Consider the following 18,454-nt stretch of genomic DNA (forward strand, 5'->3'; position numbering starts at 1 on the left):
ACGAACTTTGTCCTGAGTGTGGAAAAACCAGTCTCCTCGGGCTACCGTATGGCCGTCCCCGGGGTCACATCCGCCCCGTCAATCTCCGGAAGAGAGTGGAGAGTTCGGCATGGACAGACGGAGCTTCAACCGACGGCTGCTGGCAGGGGGCGCGGTCGCGGCCACCGGCGTGACATCGTTGTCCCTCTCCTCGGGGCCCGCCGCGGCCGGTGTGCCCCTCGCGGTCACCCCGCCGAAGACCGCCCCCGCGGGCGGCCAGGTGCGCCATATGAAGCTCTACGCCGAGAAACTGGCCGACGGTCAGATGGGCTACGGCCTGGAGAAGGGCAAGGCCTCCATACCCGGCCCGCCCATCGAGATGATCGAGGGCGACACCCTCCACATCGAGTTCGAGAACACCATGGACGTGCCCGTCAGCCTCCATGTCCACGGTGTGAACTACGACATCAACAACGACGGCACCAAGCTGAGCAGAAGCCATGTCGAGCCCGGCGGTACCCGTACGTACACCTGGCGCACCCACGCCCCCGGCCGACGGGCGGACGGCACCTGGCGGGCCGGCAGCGCGGGCTACTGGCACTATCACGACCATGTGGTGGGCACGGACCACGGCACCGGAGGCATCCGCAAGGGCCTCTACGGTCCGCTGGTCGTCCGGCGGAAGGGCGACATCCTCCCGGACAAGCAGTTCACCATCGTCTTCAACGACATGATGATCAACAACAAGCCCGGTAATGCGAGCCCCGACTTCCGGGCCACGGTCGGCGACCGGGTCGAGATCATCATGATCACGCACGGTGAGTTCTACCACACGTTCCATATGCACGGTCACCGCTGGGCCGACAACCGGACCGGTCTGCTCTCCGGCCCGAACGACGTCAGCCGTGTGATCGACAACAAGATCACCGGCCCTGCGGACTCCTTCGGCTTCCAGGTCATCGCGGGCGAGGGCGTGGGCCCGGGGGCGTGGATGTACCACTGCCATGTCCAGAGCCACTCCGACATGGGGATGGCCGGGCTGTTCCTGGTGGCGAAGGCGGACGGCACGATCCCGGGGTACGAGCCGCACCACAAGACGGCGGACGCCCGGCCGAAACCGCAGACGGGCACCGGCGCCACGGACGCGGGCGCGAAGCCGAAGACGGCCGGGCACGAGGGGCATTAGACCGGGGGCCGCCGGCTCCCGGCGCGGGTGGAGCTCCCGGTCACACGGTGACCGCCCGCGCCGGGCCCGTCCGGGGCCCTTCACCACGGGAAGGTGCGGGTGCGGGTGATCGGTAGCAGACTCGGGACCGAAGGACGGCCCACGGGACTCCCACCCAAGGAGCGCACCATGCTCACCACCCGCTATGTCAACGGCTCCCCGAGCTGGATCGATCTGGGCACCCCCGACATCGGCGCCGCCGAGACCTTTTACGGGGGCGTCTTCGGCTGGATCTTCCAGCCGGCCGGTACCGAGGCCGGGGGCTACGGAATGTTCCGGCTCGACGGCGGGACCGTGGCGGGCGGTATGGCCGTCCCCCCGGAGCAGGGACCGCCCGCCTGGAACACCTACTTCCAGTCACCCGACGCGGACGCCACCGCGGAGGCCGTCCGCAGCCGCGGCGGCACCGTGCTCGCCGAACCGATGGATGTCTTCGACATGGGCCGTATGGCCGTCTTCGCCGACCCCTCCGGCGTCTCCTTCTCCGTATGGCAGCCCGGCGCGCTCAAGGGCCTGGACGCCGCCAACGTCCCCAACTCCGTGTGCTGGCTGGAGCTGTACACCGAGGACCCGGACGCGGCCCTCGGCTTCTACTCCGGCGTCTTCGGCTGGGAGAGCACCTCGATGCCCTTCCCGGACGGCTCCGGCGAGTACACGATGATCCACCCCCTGGGCGCGGGCGCCGACGCCATGTTCGCCGGCATCGTGCCGCTGTCGACGGACCCCCTGGAGGACGCCCCGCACTGGCTCCCCTACTTCGCGGTCACCGACTGCGACGCCACCGCCGCGAGGGCCGCCGACCTGGGCGGCAAGGTCCGGATGCCGCCGGTCGACATGGAGGGCGTCGGCCGCTTCGCCAAACTCGCGGACCCCGCGGGTGCCGCGTTCGCCCTGATGACGGAAGCCGCCCCGGCCACCTGACCGCCCGCCCGGCGGCCGGCCCCTGGCCCTGCGGGGATGTTGATGCTTCATTGAGCCGGTGTTTATCGGCCTCCGGAAATCTCTGGAGCATGCTGATCAACACCACCGGCGACGAGCTCTCCTGGCAGGAGTCGGCACTGTGCGCACAGACGGGCCCGGCCTTCTTCTTCCCGGCCCCCGGCTCCTCCACCCAGGAGGCCAAGCGGCTGTGCAGGGTGTGCGAGGGGCGGGTGGCGTGCCTGGAGTACGCGCTGGCGAACGACGAGAAGTTCGGGGTCTGGGGCGGCCTCTCGGAACAGGAACGGCACCGGTTGAAGCGGAGCCGGGGGTGACGGGTACCGGCTTCACGTCGTATGTACTCTTCCGTCCCTCAGGAGCCCGGCTTGCTCGGCGAGCGCGTCGGCTTCATGCGTCCCGCACCCGGGCACGGTCTGCGCCGGAGCCTCGGGCACCACTCGGACGGGGAAGTGCCCGCCGACGGGCGACACGACACCACCGTACCGAGGGTCACCGGCGAACCAGATGGTTTGGGGGGCGGGGTTCCGTTTCCTCGCGAGGTCGCCGGAGTACCAGGTGATACGCAGCGCGGGCGCGTACTGCTGCGTGAATCTGATCTCGATGGACTTGGGGCTCTCCAACGAGCGACGAGGGTAGGCACAGGGGTATGCACGCCACGGATAGGTCTTGAGTACCCTGGCCAGCCGCTTGGTCCGGTGAAGTGCAAGGCTCGCAACCAAGAGGCATGGCGGGTAGCAGACTGCGTTGATCACCATGATCCCGGCCATCTGCGAACCGGACAGTGTCGTGGTGAGGAAGATGGATACCGCGCCCACGAGTATCACCGCGACCAGCCAGAGCCTTCGTTTGACTACGAGGCATCGGAGTCCCTGTGCAGTGGGCGGGTGATGCAGTGCCTGTTCGTGTGGGGGTGGCGAAGCCTGTGCCCAGGTCACGAAAACAGCTCCCGGATGCGAGAGGGCCGTTGCGCGCGCGGCCTGCTCGGCTCGGCCGGATCGATAAAGGTAATGGTCCGGGCGATGCCTTCGAGGATGGATGAGTACGCCTCAGCATGCCAGGTGGCCGCGCTGGTGAGGTCGGCCACGGCGACGTGCACACCGGTCGGGCAGGGCACGGTCAGTCGTGCTTGGAAGACCTCGCAGCGCGGTGCTGTGAAGCCTCTTCTCTCCAGACAGTCCGGATCGGGCGGCCGGAGAGTCCCCGCCATGAGTGCAGCCGGCACACCACCCGGCAGTTTGAGCAGCCGACCCGAGTTGGTGCTCCAGCGCGTGGAGTTGGCCTGGGCCAGTGCACACTGGGCAACGGCGAGCGCGGCTGTCCTCGAAGCGATCTCGGTCACCGACAGAGAGAAGAACGACACACAGCTGCCGTTGTTCCTTTCAGGGTGGACGCCGAGGGAGGTATGGACGTTCTCGCTCTCCCGTATGGCTGCGAACAGATTCACCAGGCTGTGGGCATCGTGGAGGGCCTTGCCGAGCAGTTCGCCTGCTTCCATCACCGGCATCAGAACAGCCGCGACCGACTGCTCGAACTCGGAGAGGTCGACCCTGTCGAGCGAGTGGTACCCGGGCGGCAGCCGGAACCACAAGGGTGGGGCAGATGTGGTCATGGAACGCGCCTCACATTCGTGTTCACTGGGTGACCGACGCCCAGACGTGGGCTGCCTTGGCAGCGGAACCGGGTCCGTCGTCGACAACCGCTCGGGTTCCGTCGACCGCGGTCGCTCCTTCTGAGACGGACTCGTTGTCGCTCCACGGGCCGTAGTGAGTGCCAGCTGTGACCGCGCCGGATCCCGGCAGCCCGTACTTCACCGACTTCTGCACGAGATCGGGAGTTCGGTGCAGAGCCCAGTGGGTCAGCGGGTTCTCCACCTGACGCATCTCGTCCATCGCGGTGACCGCCCCGCTTCTGAAGCCCGATGATCCGGCCTGCACGGCGGCGAGTGTCCCAGGGTTGGTGAGAGCGTCCGTCGCGTGAACGGCTGCCGAAGCCGTCCTGGTTCCCTGCGCAATTGCCGCCACGCCTGGCACGGAGCCGAGCGCGTCACCTGTCAGCGTGACTGCGCTGCCCCAGAAGTCGCTGTCGAGCTGGCCCTTGGTAAAGCCGTCCTTGAGGGATCTGTGGATCTTCGGATCGGACATATGGAGGGCAAGCGCCCCCATACTGGCGCCTGTGGCCACGAACAACAGCGCCAGACCGACCGGCCCGCAGAAGGGGCCGATCACCAGGGCCAGGAATCCTGCGACCGCAGACACGTCCGACAGCAGATCACCGAGGTCCTCGTCGATCCATTCGAGGACCTTGTCCAGCACCCCCGGCTCTCTCGGGGCCAAGCGGGCCGTCGCCTCGTTGAGGGACTTGGCGATGCGGGACGCCTCGGTGCGGTGGGTTTCCTCCAGTTCGCGGGCGAGTCTGCGGACCGACTCCAGGGCGTCACGCGCGTTCGTCACCGCGGCCGCCGCGGCCCGCAGTTCCGGCTCGGGGGTGTCGGGCGCGGCCCGGAGGCGGGACTCGCGGGACCGGGCCCGGGTGAGGGTCGTATGGTCCTCGCGGGCCTGGGACTCGTAGCGCGCGGCGGTGGACTGGTAGCCGACCAGGTCGTCGTGCCAGCGGCCCAGCCGGGAGGCCGCCTTGGAAACCGAGCGATGGGCGTTGCGGAGGTAGCGGGGCAGATCCCCGTCGAGCGCCGAGCGGAAGGCGTCGGCCGCCTCGCCGTGCCAGTAGGCGCTCTCGCCGAGGAGGTTGTCGATCAGCCGGTACGCCGTGGAGAGCGCGGTCGCGGACGTGGTGAGCCGGGTCCGGAGCGCGGCGATGGCGCCGGGGCTGCCGGGAGCGGGGTTCCACCCGAGGTACGGATAGTCAGCCACGCGGGGCCACCGCCCGGAACGCAGCCTCGATCGCGGTGTCGACCTGGAGGTAGCCCTTGTGGCTGAGCGTCACCCCGTCCCGTACCGAGGCGATCGACTCCCGGAGCTGGTCAGCGCCGTACTTCCACCGCTGCTGGAAGCCGTCGCAGGCCGTGTCCAGATCCTTGGTTCCCAATTGGTCGGCGCGGATGTGCGCGAGCGCGTGTCTCGCCTCGCTGAGGGAGGTCAGGGAGCGGTCCAGGGCGCGGGAGAAGCGGCCCAGCTGATCGGTGTCCACCCGGAGATCGCGATCCATGGCGGACCACCCTGGCAGAACACCGGGCGGATCGGACAACTGCCGTACCCCGCACGGGTGGTGCGATCCGGGACACTGACGTCCGGGTCCGACTCATGTCCGAGCCCGACCGACGCCTGGGCCCCCGTCGTGCGCGGCCGGCATCCGAGCCCGGCCGGCGTCTCAGCCCGTCGGAAAAACCCGGTGCGGGCATCCGGTACGTCTGCCATGGTCGGAGGTATGGGCAGATTCGAGGACCTCCTCGCCGAGGGTGCGGCCGTTCCCACGGAAGGCTGGGACTTCTCCTGGTTCGCCGGTCGTGCGACCGAACAGCGGCCGTCGTGGGCCTACGCGCGGCTGCTCGCGGAACGGATGGCGAAGGCCGGGGCGGCGCTGGACATCCAGACCGGCGGTGGCGAGGTACTGGCCTCGGTCCCGGTCGCCCCGCCGGTCCTGGCGGTGACGGAGGCGTGGCCGCCGAATGTGGAGATCGCCCGGCGGAATCTGGACAGGTTCGGCGCGAGCGTCGCCGAGGTCGACGAGAGGGCCGACCTGCCCTTCCCGTCGGACCACTTCGACCTGGTCGTCAGCCGGCACCCGCTGGTGACCCGCTGGGACGAGGTCCGCCGGGTCCTGCGCCCGGGGGGTACGTACCTTTCCCAGCAGGTGGGCTCCGGGTCGGTGCGCGAGCTGACCGAGTTCATGATGGGGCCGCAGCCGACCTCGGTGCACCCGTCCGCGGGACCGCTCGCCACGACCGCCGGCACCGGTCCGGTCGCGGCCACGGTCAGCGCGGAGGCGTCGGGCCTGGAGGTGGTCGACGTACGCCAGGAAGCCCTGCGAATGGAGTTCTCCGACATCGCGGCGGTGGTCCACTTCCTCCGCAAGGTGATCTGGATCGTCCCGGGTTTCACCGTCGGCGCCTATCTCGGGCGGCTGGCGGAGCTCCATGACTTCATGGAGCGCCACGGCCCCTTCGTGTCGTACTCGCAGCGCTTCCTCATCGAAGCCCGGAAGAGCTGAGCCGGCGGCGGACCCCCGGGCCCCTCGGACGGGTCTCAGCCCGCCGCCCGGGCCGCCATCCGGGCCTTGCGGGCGGCGAGCTTCTCGTCGAACTTGAGCGCCTCGGCGTTCAGTCCGCCCAGGTACAGGCCCAGCTCCTCCTGCGCCTTGAGGCCCTCCGGGCCCAGACCGTCGATCTCCAGCACCTTGAGGAAGCGCAGTACGGGCGAGAGCACATCGTCGTGGTGGATGCGCAGGTTGTAGATCTCACCGATCGCCATCTGCGCGGCGGCCCGCTCGAAGCCGGGCATGCCGTGGCCCGGCATCCGGAAGCCGACGACGACATCGCGCACGGACTGCATAGTCAGATCGGGCGCCAGCTCGAAGGCCGCGCTCAGCAGATTGCGGTAGAAGACCATGTGCAGGTTCTCGTCGGTCGCGATGCGCGCGAGCATCCGGTCGCAGACGGGGTCGCCCGACTGATGGCCGGTGTTGCGGTGCGAGACCCGGGTGGCCAGCTCCTGGAAGGCCACGTACGCCACCGAGTGCAGCATCGAGTGCCGGTTGTCGGACTCGAAGCCCTCCGCCATATGGGCCATCCGGAACTGCTCCAGCTTGTCCGGGTCGACCGCGCGCGAGGTCAGCAGATAGTCGCGCATCACGATGCCGTGCCGGCCCTCCTCCGCGGTCCAGCGGTGCACCCAGGTGCCCCAGGCGCCGTCACGGCCGAAGAGGCTGGCGATCTCGTGGTGGTAGCTGGGGAGGTTGTCCTCGGTGAGCAGGTTCACGACGAGAGCGATACGGCCTATGTCGGTGACCTTGGACTGCTCCGGCTCCCATGCCTCGCCGTCCTCGAAGATGCCGGGGTAGTTCCGGCCGTCGCTGAAGGGGACGTACTCGTGCGGCATCCAGTCCTTGGCGACCTTGAGATGACGGTTGAGCTCCTTCTCCACCACTTCTTCGAGAGCGTAGAGCAGCCGGGCGTCGGTCCACGCCTCCGAAGAACTGCCGAGGTGGGGAGAGGTGATGGTCACGGATGCTCCTGGGGACGGGAGAGTTACCTACGGATTCGTAGGTTACGAGACCGTAGGTTAAGGGCGCGGTAAGCCTTCGGCCAAGCCCGGCCGGAAGAGGTCCGGCTACATTGTGTGATAATCGCAGGTGGGAGGCGCTATGAGTGCAGCTCTCGGAGCCGTACGGAGAGGCAGGTCACGCAGCCTTCGAGCTTCTCGAACTCGCTGATGTCCACCGGGACCGGCTCATAGCCGAGATCCGTGAACAGCTCGGCCGTCTTGGGCGCGCTCGACGCCATCAGCAGCCGTCCGCCGCCCAGCAGCACGACATGGGCGCCGGACGCCTCCGGTACCGGCAGCAGACCCGGGAAGAGGGACGGCGTGTCGAGCAGCGGCTCGTATCCGATGACGGTCCCGTCCGGGAGGGCCGTGACGGCGGATTTGAGATGGAGCACCTTGCTCACGGGCACGGCCACGACCCGGGCGCCCAGCGGTTCGAAGACCGCCCGCAACTGCTGTACGCCGGCCGCGTTCGTGCGCCCGCCCCGGCCGACGTACAACGTGTCGCCGATCCTGAGCACATCCCCGCCGTCGAGGGTGCCCGGCTGCCACACCCAGTTCACCGAGCAGCCGAGCCGGCCCAGCGTCTCCTCGACGGTCATCGTCTCCGCCCTGCGGGACTCCGCGCCCGGCCGGGTGATCAGGGCGACATTGCGGAACATCACCACGGTGTCCTCGACGAACACCCCGTCCGGGCAGTCGTCCGCGGGCTCCGTCTCGACGGTCTCCCAGCCGTGCTCGCGCAGGGTCTCGGTGTACAGCTCCCACTGGACGAGTGCCAGCTCGGCGTCGACGGAAGTGCGCTCGGCATGTGTGACGAGCCCCTCCGGCAGACGCGGGCTGGGGCGGCGGATCAGAGCTTTCCTGCTGGGCACGGAAACTTCTCCAGGAATGTCGGGTCTGGTGTGGGTGCGCCCATCATGGACCGCCCCGCTGGACCAGGGAATCCCCGGTGCGTGACCGATGAGAGTTCTGTGACAGACGGGCCCGGGTTCTCATGGCCTCCGTGCCCCTCGGGCCACCCGCCCCGAATCCGCCCCACACCCGCCCCGAATCCGCCCCGAGCCCGCCCCTAAACCGCCCCGGCCGGTCCTGAGCGCCGTCGGCGCTCCTCCACCGGGCGGCGGATCACGCCTGCCGCCCCCGCCCGCCGGCTGGGCCCCGGCCCAGCTCCCTGCGCAGATATTCCGCCGTGAACGACCCGGGATGGCCGAGAAGCTGCTCCGGAGTGCCCTCGAAGACCAGCTCACCGCCGTGTTTGCCGCCGTCGGGGCCCAGATCGATCACCCAGTCCGCGCGCTTGACCACATCCATGTTGTGCTCGACGCAGATCACCGAGTTCCCCGCGTCCACCAGCCGGTCCAGCAGCCCGGCCAGCGTGTCCACATCCGCCATGTGCAATCCGGTGGTCGGCTCGTCGAGTACGTACACACTGCCCGTTCGGTGCAACCGGGTGGCGAGCTTGAGCCGCTGCCGCTCCCCGCCCGACAGGGAACTCAGCGGCTGGCCGAGCGTCAGATACGTCAGCCCGACGTCGTTGAGCGTACGGAGCGTGCGCAGCAGCGGCGGGTCTTCGAAGAAGTCCATGGCCCGGGCCGCCGTCATGTCCAGGACGTCGACGATGGACCGCCCCGCGACCCGGTGCTTCAGTACGTCGTCGTGGAAGCGCCGCCCCTCGCACACATGGCAGGTCGTTGTCACCGGGTCCATAAAGGCGAGGTCGGTGTGGATGACCCCGCGCCCCGAGCACTCCTGGCACGCGCCCGCCGAGTTGAAGCTGAACAGTCCGGGCCTGACGCCGTTCTCCTTCGCGAAGACCTTGCGGATCGTGTCCATCACGCCGAGGTACGAGGCCGGGGTGGACCGCGAGGAGGCGGTGATCGCGCCCTGGTCGATCACGATCGCGTCCGGGTAGGCCCCGGTGAACACCTCCGAGACCAGAGTGGACTTGCCGGAACCCGCGACTCCGGTCACCGCCGTGAGCACTCCGACCGGGAAGCGCACATCGATCCCCTTGAGGTTGTGCAGCGCCGCACCGGTGATCCGCAGCCATGCGGTGGGGGAGCGGAAGGACGGCTTCATCGGGGTGCGGCGGCGCAGACACCGCCCGGTGAGCGTGTCCGCGTCACGCAGCCCGTCCAACGGGCCCTGATAGACCACATGCCCGCCGTCCGTACCGGCCTCGGGGCCCATGTCGACGATGTGGTCCGCGATCGCCATCACATCCGGGTCGTGTTCCACCACCAGCACCGTGTTGCCCCGGTCGCGCAGCCGCGTCAGCAGATCGTTCAGCCGGCCCACATCGCGCGGATGCAGCCCGGTGCTCGGCTCGTCGAAGACGAAGGTGAGCCCGGTCAGCGAACTGCCCAGATGGCGCACCATCTTCAGCCGCTGCCCCTCACCGCCCGACAGGGGCGTGGTCTCGCGGTCCAGGGAGAGATAGCCGAGCCCGATGCCGGCCAGCCGCTCCAGCCGTCCCGCGCGGCGGCGGCGATCGGTCCGGCCACCGGGTCGTCGATCCGGCGGAGCACCTCCACCAGGTCGGTGATCTCCATCCGTGTGTAGTCGGCGATGGACAGCCCGTCGATACGGGACGCGAGCGCCGCCTCGTTCAGCCGGGCGCCGCCGCATGCCTCACACGCCTGGTGCACGGTGAAGCTCTCGGCGGCCTCGCGGCGCTTCTCCGAGAGATTCGCGGTGTCGCGCTTGAGGAAGAGCCGGGTGAACCGGGTGACGATCCCTTCGAACCGTGTGTCGAAGGAGCCCGTCTTCAACTCCAGCCGGACCGTGAAGTCGCCTCCGTGGAGGAGGAGTTCGCGCTCGGCCGGGGTGAACTCGCCGAGCGGCTTGTCGGGGTCGAAGCGGCCCGACGCGGCGTACAGCGTCCACTCCCAGCCGCCCACCGCGAGCCCCGGGAGCAGCAGGGCCCCTTCGTTCAGCGACCGGGACCAGTCGACGGCCCGGTCGATGTCGAGCCGCACCGTCTTCCCGATGCCGTCGCACACCGTGCACATACCGGCCGGATCGTTGAAGGAGTACGCGGTGGCCGCACCCGCGCTCGGCGTGCCGTGGCGCGAGAACAGCACCCGGATCACCGAGTAGATATCGGTCATCGTTCCGACGGTGGAGCGCACATTGCCGCCGACGGGCTTCTGGTCGACGACGATCGCCACCGAGAGATCGTCGATCTCGTCGACGTGGGGGCGCTCGTACTTCGGCAGCCGGTTCCGGATGAACCAGGTGAAGGTCTCATTGAGCTGACGCTGCGACTCGACGGCGATGGTGTCGAAGACGACGGACGACTTCCCCGAACCGGACACACCGGTGAACACGGTGATCCGGTTCTTGGGGATGGCGAGCGAGACGTCCCGGAGATTGTTCTCCCGCGCGCCGGTGATGACGATGTTCTCTGGCATGCGGGCGACGCTAGCCCGAAATCACGACACCTTCTGTCGTGATTTCGGGCCGCGGGGACCGCTGGTCAGCGGGGGACCCCGGCCGCCGCCCGTGATCGGTTCACATCTCCCGCACCTCCTTCTCCCCGAGCCTGCCCTCGCGGACGGCCTCAGCGTCGGTGTCCCGCAGTCCGCCGTCCATCAGCAGCCACCGGGTGACGCCGATCGACTCCAGGAACGGCACATCGTGGCTCGCCACGATCAGCGCGCCCTCGTAGGCGTCGAGCGCGGCCGTCAGCTTCCGTACGCTCGCCATGTCGAGATTGTTCGTCGGCTCGTCGAGCATCAGCAGCTGAGGCGCCGGCTCGGCCAGCAGCAGGGACGCCAGCGCCGCCCGGAACCGCTCCCCGCCCGACAGGGTGCCGGCGATCTGGTCCGCCCGCGCACCCCGGAACAGGAAGCGCGCGAGCTGCGCCCTGATCCGGTTGTTGGTGGCGGCGGGCGCGACCTCGGCCACATTCGCCGCCACACTCAGCGTGTCGTCGAGCACATCGAGCCGCTGGGGCAGAAAGCGCAGCGGCACCAGGGTCTCCGCCTCGCCCGCGACCGGGGCCAGCTCGCCGGCGATCGTCCGCAGCAGGGTCGTCTTGCCCGAGCCGTTACGGCCGACGAGGGCGATCCGCTCCGGCCCGCGGATCTCGAACTCGCCCTCCACCCGGGCTCCATGGGGGAGCGTCAGTTCCCGCAGCCGCAGTACGCCACGGCCCGGATGGACCGTGGTGTACGGCAGCTCGATCCGGATCTCGTCGTCGTCCCGGACCGCCTCCACCGCCGCGTCGAGCCGCTCCCTGGCCTCGTTGAGCCGCTCCGTGTGCATGATGCGGTGCTTGCCCGCGGACTCCTGGGCCGAGCGTTTGCGCTCACCCATGACGATCTTCGGCTCCCTCTTGGTGTCGTACATCTTCTGGCCGTAGCGCTTGCGGCGGGCCAGTTTGACCTGTGCGTCCGCCAGTTCACGCTTCTGGCGCTGGACATCGGCCTCCGCGACCCGGACCATCCGCTCGGCCGCCTCCTGCTCGACCGCGAGCGCCTCCTCGTACGCGGAGTGGTTGCCGCCGTACCAGGCGACCGTCCCGTCGCGCAGATCGGCGATCTGGTCGACCAGATCGAGCAGTTCACGGTCGTGGCTGACCACGATCATCACTCCGGACCAGGACGCGACCGCGTCGTACAGCCTCTTGCGTGCGTACAGGTCCAGATTGTTCGTCGGCTCGTCCAGCAGCAGGACATCCGGCCGGGCCAGCAGCAGGGCCGCCAGCCGCAGCAGCACGCCCTCGCCGCCCGAGACCTCGCCGATGGTGCGGTCGAGGCCGATATGGGCGAGACCCAGCTGGTCGAGCGTGGCGCGTGCCCGCTCCTCGACGTCCCAGTCGTCGCCGACGGCCGTGAAGTTCTCCTCGCTCGGATCGCCCGCCTCGATGGCGTGCAGCGCGGCGCGGGTGCCGGCGATGCCGAGGACCTCGTCCACGCGCAGCGCGGTGTCGAGCACGAGGTTCTGCGGCAGAAAGCCGACCTCGCCCGTCGTGCGGACGGTGCCGCCGGACGGGGCCAGCTCTCCGGAGATCAGCTTCAGCAGCGTCGACTTGCCCGAGCCGTTGAGGCCGATCAGCCCGGTCCTGCCGGGGCCGACCGCCAGCTGGAAGTCGTCGAAGACCGTGGTGCCGTCGGGCCAGGAGAAGGTGAGCGCGGTGCAGGTGACATGGGTGGAAGCAGTAGACATACGGGGCCTCCCGGTTGCGTGGTGACGAGCAGGGCAACGGGTGGAGACACCGGGAAACGCACGACAGGAGCCGGGAGAAGACGGTCCCGGCCGGGAAGAACGGCTCGAATGCCGAGGTCGCACGCATTGCGCCCGCGCCGGAACGGCGGTGACGCACGGTGTCTCAGGACCTCAGACGAGCAACGTCCTTCTCCAATCGACGGCAACAGAACCGCGAGTGAACCTAGACGACTCGCTGGATACTGTCAAGATATTTTCTGGTTTTTTCTTCCCGGGGGGTCTCGGGGGCCGTCGACGTTGTGACGGACGCCTGCGCCCCTCCGGCCGGCGCCGTGCCGAGGGCGGGAACCGGGTTCGATCACCTGCCGACCTGCCGACCTGACGACCGCGCCCGGTAAACGCCCTGTTGAAAAGCGACCGGTGGGGGTGAACCGCCGTGGTCCGGAAGGGCCCTCAGGCGGCGTCCCGCAGCAGCTCGTCGAGATTGTGGTCGATGTTCAGATGCAGATGCTCCAGCCCCACGGGGACCGCGCTCTGCGCGCGCCGCAGAAAACGCCGCAGGTCGTCGGTGCGGACATGCACCATCGCCACGCCCTGAGGGGCGTGGAACTCCAGTGCCGTACGGTCGAGGCCGTATGGCCTGATCCGTACGTCCCCGACCCCCGCCGGCCGCTCGACGCCCGCCGCCAGCAGCTCTCGGGAGAAGACCCAGGAGACCTCCGTGCCCTCCAGCGTCGCCGGGGGAGGGAATGCGATCCGTACGGCGAAGGGATCGCCGCTGTCGTAACGCAGCGTCACCGGTACCGAGTCCGTCCGGGGTGCCGGAGCGATCAGCCTGGCCTGTACCGCCTGTTCGATGATGGTGGTCAAGCTGGTACTCCTCTGTGCGCGGCCCCCGGACGCATCCCTGACACCGGTAAAGACCACTGAATCGGCGATTTCGTGCATCGGAGGGGTGCGTGACTTGTGTCACCGACCCGCGCGGACGCCCGAATAGATGTGGTACGGGGTGATACGGGCGGTGGCTCTGCTTCCTCGCGCCGCCCGGATTCCGTCCTCCGGCGCCTCCCGGGCACGGTCGGCCGTACGGAGCGTGAGGCCCGTTCGTCCCTGAGCGACCGTCCGGATCCGGTCGCCGTCCGGTCGCATCCGGTCGCCGTGATCCTCGTGGGCGGATCGATCCGTCGTCCGGGCCTCCCGGCCGTGAGCGGGCAACCGGCGCGGGGGTGTTCTCCGCCGGGCGGCGGACGCCCGGAATCGCACCCTGGACGGGCTGTTGCGGGTGGGCTAGCTTCCAGCGCCATGATGCCCCAGGGGAAGACGCGACGAATGGTGTCGGTGGGACTCGCTGTCCTGGCGATGGCCGCCGCCCTCACCGCACCGGCACGGGCCAGCGGGGCGCCGGAAGCGGGGATCCGGGCCGAACCCCGGGGCGCGGCCGGCCGGCTGGGCTGGAGCCTCACGGCCACCGGCACGGACGTACGGTTCAGGGGCCTCGCCGCCGTCAGTCGCAGCACCGCATGGGTGGCGGGCGCCAAGGGCACGGTCCTGCGCACCGGGAACGGCGGACGCGGCTGGCGCGATGTCTCGCCCCCGGGCGCGGCCGGACTGGAGTTCCGGGACATCGAGGCGTTCGACGGCCGGCGCGCCGTGGTGCTGGCCATCGGGGAGGGCGAGGCGTCCCGGATCCTGCGCACCACGGACGGCGGAACCACCTGGACGGAGTCGTTCCGCAACACCGACCCCAGGGCCTTCTACGACTGCGTCACCTTCTTCGACGGCAGAAACGGACTCGCCCTGAGCGACCCGGTGGACGGGAAGTTCCGCATCCTGTCGACCGCCGACGCGGGCCGCACCTGGAGGGTGCTGCCGAGCGCCGGGATGCCGGCGGCCCTGCCCGGCGAGGCGGGCTTCGCCGCAAGCGGGCAGTGTCTGGTGTCCTCGGGACCCCGCGACGTCTGGCTCGCGACCGGGGGCGGAGCCACCGCACGGGTGCTGCACTCCCGGGACCGGGGGCTGAACTGGACCGCAGCCGCCTCGACCGTCCCGGCCGGCGATCCGGCCCGCGGAGTCTTCGCGCTCGCGTTCCGCGACCGGCGGCACGGAATCGCCGTGGGCGGTGACTACCGCACCGGCCTGCCGTCCCCGCGTGCCGGCGCGGTCACCTCCGACGGGGGACGGGCCTGGCGTCAGTCCACGGTCCCGCCGCCCGCCTACCGCTCGGGCGCGGCCTGGCTGCCGTACGGCTCCGCCGCCGCGCTCGCGGTCGGACCGACCGGCACCGATCTGACGCTGGACGGCGGCCGCACCTGGCGGACCGTGGACACCGGCTCCTACGACACCGTCGACTGCGCGCCCCGCGGGGGCTGCTGGGCCTCGGGCGAGAAGGGCCGGGTGGCCCGTCTGGAGGCCCGCTGACGGCGTGATCGCCGACCCGCCGGGCCCGCGGCCGAGCGGAAGGCCGCCCCGAAGAGGCAGAAGGCACCCAGCTCCCCCTCATGCGCCGGAAACGTGAAGGGAGCCTGCGACCCGCTCGTACCGCACCGGTCGGCCTCGGCCCGCCGGGGATCCGAGCCGCGGAGCCGGCAGGAACTCACCCGTCACCGAGAGGCCACCACCCGAAGCTCCAGCTCGTGCCTCGCCTCGTTCCACAGGGTCGCCTCCAGGTGGTACAACCTGGTGACAAGCCTGTCGTCGTGGTCGAGCACCCGGCCGGCCAGGCCGGTCAACGAGTCGTCCTCATGCGGCGAGGACCACTCGAACAGAAGAGCGCACAGCGCGTCACTGCTCTCATCCGGATCGGGCGCCATCCGCAGACCGGTCCACCGGCGGTCCACCCAATGACTCAGCAGGGCGGTGAAAGTCCTGACACAGTGCCGTTTGCCGTCGGAGTCCGTGTCGGAATCCAGCCGCGCGACCAGTTCGGCGTACAGCTCCGGCATACCGAGACCCAGCACCCGTGCGCCCGCGTACGCCCAGTAGTCCGACCCCGTCCCACCGCCGTATGCCTCCCAGTGGGGATTCCACAACAGCCGGGTGAACGCGGCGCGTCCGGCGTCACCGTGTACGGCGATGCCCAGGATCAGCCCGCCGTTGCAGTCCGTGGACGCACCGCCCTCACCCCATTCGACGAGCCTTCCCAGCCACGAGGGATCACCCGTCTTCGAGGCGAGGACCGGCAGGAACTCGGGGAACCAGTTGGAGCCGGCGTGCAGTTCCAGAGCCTCCGCGATCTCGCTCCTCAGACCTCGGCACGACAGGTGCAGCAACCCCAGGCACGCGTCCCTCGACTCGTCGCCCTCGACGTGCTCCCACAGCACCCGCTCGGCCGGCTCGTACCCCAGGTATCCGACGGCGCGCAGCACCCCGGTCGGCACACCGTCGCGCAGTCTGCCCGCCTCGACGCTCGCGTCCAGCAGGCGTTCGGCCACACCGATGTCCCCATGCCGGGCGAAGACCGGAACCAGGCTCCCGCGCGCTCCCGGATCGTCGAGGAACACCGGGAGAAGCGCCTCCGCATCGGATCGGGACCCGTGCCGCAGGACCACGTCCACGGCCGTCGACTCCCACCGCCAGCTCACCGCGGCCGGATCGCCGTCGTACCTTTCGAGCAACTTCCGTGTCGCCCGTGAAATCGCCACTCCTGACCACCACCTCTGTCTGGACAACGCCGCCTATGGTGGCCGATGGCCGAGGCCGGGGCCACGGAGATTCGATCCACCGCCGTGACCGGTCCGACGGTCGTTGCATATCCCCCGGGGTCCTGGTTCGCCGGCTCGGGGTCCACATCGGAGTCGCCGTCGAGTGGCAGCAGAGCCCCGGTCCAGGACCGGGCCGCCCATGCCGCAGACGTCAGCCGGCGCGTGAGTTCGAGGTGCTCGTGTATCCGGCGTGGCTCGACCCGGCTCCCGGGGAAGGCCATTCCAGCACGGTCAGCTCGGGCCATTGCTCCCGCCACCGCGCCGCCTTGGTCTCATAGACCGACTGCGGGGCGAGTACCGGGTTCGGCCGGACGACGAGATTGAACACATCCGACAGGCCGTGCGGCGCGTACACACGCCATCGGCCGTCCGCCTCCACCCGTACCCCGAGGCAGCACGTCGTGGCGGCGAAACTGTCGATGGCCGCCTCGGTGGAGTCGTACGGCGGACAGGCCACCCCGAACTTGTCCTCGTACCAGAGGTGAACCCGTGCCTCGTTGCGGATCTCGACCTCTACGGGCAGGCCGGCGAAGACCTCCCGCCCGGCTTGGATCACCGCGTCCTCGGCTTCCCAGGACAGATCGCCGGCGTCGAAGTAGAAGACGTCGTAGTCCTTGATGCCGTTGGCCGGCGGGCTGTCCGTGAGGACGTTCCACACGGTCTGGAACAGGCAGCCGGCCGTCACATACCACCCGGGCAGATTCAATGTCGCCGTCCGCGCCAACACCTCCATCAGCATGTCGTTACGGGACAGCACCACACGAAGTGTCTCAAGTTGCTGGTCGAGAGGGAGTCGGCCGATCACCCGTCATGCCTACCACAGCCCATCCGCCGGACGGGCCGATCCGCCTTGAGGGCCCCGTACCCCGGGAGTCCCCCGGCCGATGCGGCCCGGCCCGCACATGCGCCGCCGCGGCCACCCCACGCTTACGGGAGAGCCGGCCGCGAGGCCCGCGGGCCGCGCTCCGGTGAGGGAACGGCCTACGCTGGGCGGCACCATGAGGATCATCGACGTGCCCGCGGGCTGGCCCGCGGACGAGAAAGCGGCCCGCGCCGTACAGGACGCGTTGCGTACCCGTGTCGTCCTGGACGAGCCGGGCCCGCCGCCAGGAGCCGGCCCGGTGACCGGTGTGGACGTGGCGTACGACGACGCCCGCGATCTGGTCGCCGCGGCCGCCGTGGTCCTGGACCCGGAGACCCTCGCGGTCATGGAGCGGTCCACCGCCGTCGGCCGGGTCGCCTTCCCCTATGTCCCCGGACTGCTGGCCTTCCGGGAGCTGCCGGCCGTGCTCGCCGCCCTCGAATCCCTCAGCTCGGACCCCGGCCTGATCGTCTGTGACGGCTACGGCCGGGCGCACCCGCGCCGGTTCGGGCTCGCGAGCCATCTCGGCGTACTCACCGGGCTGCCGGCCGTCGGAGTCGCCAAGAACCCCTTCGTCTTCACCCATGGCCCCCTCGGCCCGGACCGGGGCGACGCTGCCGCGCTCCTGCCCGGGGAGGGCGACATCGGCGAGGGGGAGGAGAGGGAGGACGAGGTGGGCCGTGCCCTGCGTACGCAGAGGGGCGTGAAACCGGTGTATGTGTCGGTCGGCCACCGGGTCACCCTCGACAACGCCTGCGCCCACACACTGCGCCTGACCCCCCGCTACCGCCTGCCCGAGACCACACGTCTGGCGGACCGGCTGTGCCGCCAGGCGCTCGCGGACGCGGCCGGCCGGGTGCCGCCGTACTCATCTACTCATCCGGGCAGCTGAGTACGCTGCCGGATACCGGCCGGGTCCCGTGATCGGCAGGCTTCCGCGCATGGCATCGCAGACACGGACCACAGCACGGGCGCGGACGCACACCCAGTTGAACGCACGGGCGGAGGCAGGGGCACAGACGCAGGATCAGGGGCGGGCCGTGGCCTGGGCGCAGGCCCCGGCCCCACCCCGGACACCGGCACCGGATCCCGCACCGGTGAACGGGGCGCGCGCCGCGTCCGGCCACCCCCGGAACGGTTCCGTCCACCCCGTGGAGAGGGCCGTGACGGGAGTGCTGATCGCCGCCGCGGTCGCGGGGTTCTGCTGGGTGGGATGGATGATCATCACCGTACTGACCGGCTGAACCAGCCCCGCGGGGCCGTCTGCGTGGCGCCGTCCGCCCGAGGGGTGAAGCCCGTGGGGCGGATGGGACGGTGACGATACGGCCGGGCCGGTGCCGCTACCGGAGCCCTGCCC

17 protein-coding genes and 1 pseudogene are annotated in these 18,454 nt (G+C 69.9%); 7 read left to right on the forward strand and 11 right to left on the reverse strand.

The features are described from left to right. Nucleotides 1-109: 109 nt before the first annotated feature. From ACIBCM_RS04085 to ACIBCM_RS04095, 3 genes are all read left to right on the forward strand, one after another. A complete protein-coding gene (locus ACIBCM_RS04085; RefSeq protein WP_399239950.1) occupies nucleotides 110-1,165 on the forward strand; it encodes a multicopper oxidase domain-containing protein in 1,056 nt (351 codons plus the stop codon). 168 nt (nucleotides 1,166-1,333) lie between these two features. After that, on the forward strand, nucleotides 1,334-2,125 hold the full coding sequence (locus ACIBCM_RS04090; protein ID WP_399239952.1) for a VOC family protein: 792 nt from the start codon (nucleotides 1,334-1,336) through the stop codon (nucleotides 2,123-2,125). Between the two features lie 89 nt (nucleotides 2,126-2,214). Then, nucleotides 2,215-2,457, forward strand: coding sequence for a WhiB family transcriptional regulator (locus ACIBCM_RS04095; protein WP_399239954.1), 243 nt, complete (start codon nucleotides 2,215-2,217; stop codon nucleotides 2,455-2,457). A 12-nt stretch (nucleotides 2,458-2,469) separates the two neighbouring features. Here ACIBCM_RS04095 and ACIBCM_RS04100 read toward each other — a convergent pair whose 3' ends face one another. The 4 genes from ACIBCM_RS04100 to ACIBCM_RS04115 all read right to left on the reverse strand — a co-directional run bounded on the left by ACIBCM_RS04100 (nucleotide 2,470) and on the right by ACIBCM_RS04115 (nucleotide 5,305). Next, a complete protein-coding gene (locus ACIBCM_RS04100; protein ID WP_399239956.1) occupies nucleotides 2,470-2,763 on the reverse strand; it encodes a hypothetical protein in 294 nt (97 codons plus the stop codon). 311 nt (nucleotides 2,764-3,074) lie between these two features. Then, the gene (locus ACIBCM_RS04105; RefSeq protein WP_399239958.1) at nucleotides 3,075-3,752 is read right to left on the reverse strand and encodes a hypothetical protein; all 678 of its coding nucleotides are present in this window, start codon (nucleotides 3,750-3,752) and stop codon (nucleotides 3,075-3,077) included. A 22-nt stretch (nucleotides 3,753-3,774) separates the two neighbouring features. Next, a complete protein-coding gene (locus tag ACIBCM_RS04110) occupies nucleotides 3,775-5,010 on the reverse strand; it encodes a hypothetical protein (protein WP_399239961.1) in 1,236 nt (411 codons plus the stop codon). Then, the gene (locus ACIBCM_RS04115; protein WP_399239963.1) at nucleotides 5,003-5,305 is read right to left on the reverse strand and encodes a hypothetical protein; all 303 of its coding nucleotides are present in this window, start codon (nucleotides 5,303-5,305) and stop codon (nucleotides 5,003-5,005) included. Before ACIBCM_RS04115 ends, ACIBCM_RS04110 begins: the two co-directional genes overlap by 8 nt. 219 nt (nucleotides 5,306-5,524) lie before the next feature. Here ACIBCM_RS04115 and ACIBCM_RS04120 point away from each other — a divergent pair, with 219 nt between their 5' ends. Beyond that, nucleotides 5,525-6,307 (forward strand): methyltransferase domain-containing protein, encoded by a 783-nt coding sequence (locus ACIBCM_RS04120; protein ID WP_399239966.1) that lies wholly within the window; start codon nucleotides 5,525-5,527, stop codon nucleotides 6,305-6,307. Between the two features lie 35 nt (nucleotides 6,308-6,342). Here ACIBCM_RS04120 and ACIBCM_RS04125 read toward each other — a convergent pair whose 3' ends face one another. The 5 genes and pseudogenes from ACIBCM_RS04125 to ACIBCM_RS04145 form a co-directional block, all read right to left on the reverse strand. Further along, nucleotides 6,343-7,320, reverse strand: a complete 978-nt coding sequence (locus tag ACIBCM_RS04125) for an acyl-ACP desaturase (RefSeq protein ID WP_399239968.1) — start codon at nucleotides 7,318-7,320, stop codon at nucleotides 6,343-6,345. Between the two features lie 137 nt (nucleotides 7,321-7,457). Continuing rightward, nucleotides 7,458-8,234 carry a dimethylargininase gene (ddaH, locus tag ACIBCM_RS04130; protein ID WP_399239970.1) on the reverse strand — a complete coding sequence of 259 codons (777 nt, stop codon included), beginning with the start codon at nucleotides 8,232-8,234 and terminating at the stop codon, nucleotides 7,458-7,460. A 253-nt stretch (nucleotides 8,235-8,487) separates the two neighbouring features. Next, a pseudogene (locus ACIBCM_RS04135) lies at nucleotides 8,488-10,775 on the reverse strand (ATP-binding cassette domain-containing protein). 100 nt (nucleotides 10,776-10,875) lie between these two features. After that, the gene (locus tag ACIBCM_RS04140) at nucleotides 10,876-12,534 is read right to left on the reverse strand and encodes an ABC-F family ATP-binding cassette domain-containing protein (protein WP_399239972.1); all 1,659 of its coding nucleotides are present in this window, start codon (nucleotides 12,532-12,534) and stop codon (nucleotides 10,876-10,878) included. Between the two features lie 453 nt (nucleotides 12,535-12,987). Beyond that, the gene (locus tag ACIBCM_RS04145; RefSeq protein WP_399239975.1) at nucleotides 12,988-13,404 is read right to left on the reverse strand and encodes an SsgA family sporulation/cell division regulator; all 417 of its coding nucleotides are present in this window, start codon (nucleotides 13,402-13,404) and stop codon (nucleotides 12,988-12,990) included. 459 nt (nucleotides 13,405-13,863) lie between these two features. Here ACIBCM_RS04145 and ACIBCM_RS04150 point away from each other — a divergent pair, with 459 nt between their 5' ends. Beyond that, entirely contained in the window at nucleotides 13,864-14,952 is a 1,089-nt protein-coding gene (locus tag ACIBCM_RS04150; RefSeq protein ID WP_399239977.1) for an oxidoreductase, read from the forward strand. A 182-nt stretch (nucleotides 14,953-15,134) separates the two neighbouring features. Here the strand turns inward: ACIBCM_RS04150 and ACIBCM_RS04155 are convergent, their stop codons facing one another. Together ACIBCM_RS04155 and ACIBCM_RS04160 are read right to left on the reverse strand one after the other, a co-directional pair. After that, nucleotides 15,135-16,175 (reverse strand): hypothetical protein, encoded by a 1,041-nt coding sequence (locus ACIBCM_RS04155; protein ID WP_399239980.1) that lies wholly within the window; start codon nucleotides 16,173-16,175, stop codon nucleotides 15,135-15,137. A gap of 211 nt (nucleotides 16,176-16,386) precedes the next feature. Continuing rightward, nucleotides 16,387-17,040, reverse strand: a complete 654-nt coding sequence (locus tag ACIBCM_RS04160) for a nucleotidyltransferase family protein (protein WP_399239982.1) — start codon at nucleotides 17,038-17,040, stop codon at nucleotides 16,387-16,389. 193 nt (nucleotides 17,041-17,233) lie between these two features. On the opposite strand from ACIBCM_RS04160, the gene ACIBCM_RS04165 reads away from it, so the two are divergent. Both ACIBCM_RS04165 and ACIBCM_RS04170 read left to right on the forward strand, forming a co-directional pair. Further along, nucleotides 17,234-17,989 (forward strand): endonuclease V, encoded by a 756-nt coding sequence (locus tag ACIBCM_RS04165; protein WP_399239984.1) that lies wholly within the window; start codon nucleotides 17,234-17,236, stop codon nucleotides 17,987-17,989. Nucleotides 17,990-18,038: 49 nt separating this feature from the next. Next, nucleotides 18,039-18,341 carry a hypothetical protein gene (locus tag ACIBCM_RS04170; protein WP_399239986.1) on the forward strand — a complete coding sequence of 101 codons (303 nt, stop codon included), beginning with the start codon at nucleotides 18,039-18,041 and terminating at the stop codon, nucleotides 18,339-18,341. Nucleotides 18,342-18,454 lie beyond the last annotated feature (113 nt).

The sequence above is a fragment of the Streptomyces sp. NPDC051018 genome, from assembly GCF_044456085.1.
Taxonomy (GTDB): Bacteria; Actinomycetota; Actinomycetes; order Streptomycetales; family Streptomycetaceae; genus Streptomyces.

What these genes read in the sequence shown, in the direction of transcription:
- ACIBCM_RS04085 (WP_399239950.1), top strand. Translation starts at nt 110, where the DNA reads ATGGACAGACGGAGCTTCAACCGACGGCTGCTGGCAGGGGGCGCGGTC.
- ACIBCM_RS04090 (WP_399239952.1), top strand. Translation starts at nt 1,334, where the DNA reads ATGCTCACCACCCGCTATGTCAACGGCTCCCCGAGCTGGATCGATCTG.
- ACIBCM_RS04095 (WP_399239954.1), top strand. Translation starts at nt 2,215, where the DNA reads ATGCTGATCAACACCACCGGCGACGAGCTCTCCTGGCAGGAGTCGGCA.
- ACIBCM_RS04105 (WP_399239958.1), bottom strand. Translation starts at nt 3,752, where the DNA reads ATGACCACATCTGCCCCACCCTTGTGGTTCCGGCTGCCGCCCGGGTAC.
- ACIBCM_RS04115 (WP_399239963.1), bottom strand. Translation starts at nt 5,305, where the DNA reads ATGGATCGCGATCTCCGGGTGGACACCGATCAGCTGGGCCGCTTCTCC.
- ACIBCM_RS04120 (WP_399239966.1), top strand. Translation starts at nt 5,525, where the DNA reads ATGGGCAGATTCGAGGACCTCCTCGCCGAGGGTGCGGCCGTTCCCACG.
- ACIBCM_RS04140 (WP_399239972.1), bottom strand. Translation starts at nt 12,534, where the DNA reads ATGTCTACTGCTTCCACCCATGTCACCTGCACCGCGCTCACCTTCTCC.
- ACIBCM_RS04150 (WP_399239977.1), top strand. Translation starts at nt 13,864, where the DNA reads ATGGTGTCGGTGGGACTCGCTGTCCTGGCGATGGCCGCCGCCCTCACC.
- ACIBCM_RS04165 (WP_399239984.1), top strand. Translation starts at nt 17,234, where the DNA reads ATGAGGATCATCGACGTGCCCGCGGGCTGGCCCGCGGACGAGAAAGCG.
- ACIBCM_RS04170 (WP_399239986.1), top strand. Translation starts at nt 18,039, where the DNA reads ATGGCATCGCAGACACGGACCACAGCACGGGCGCGGACGCACACCCAG.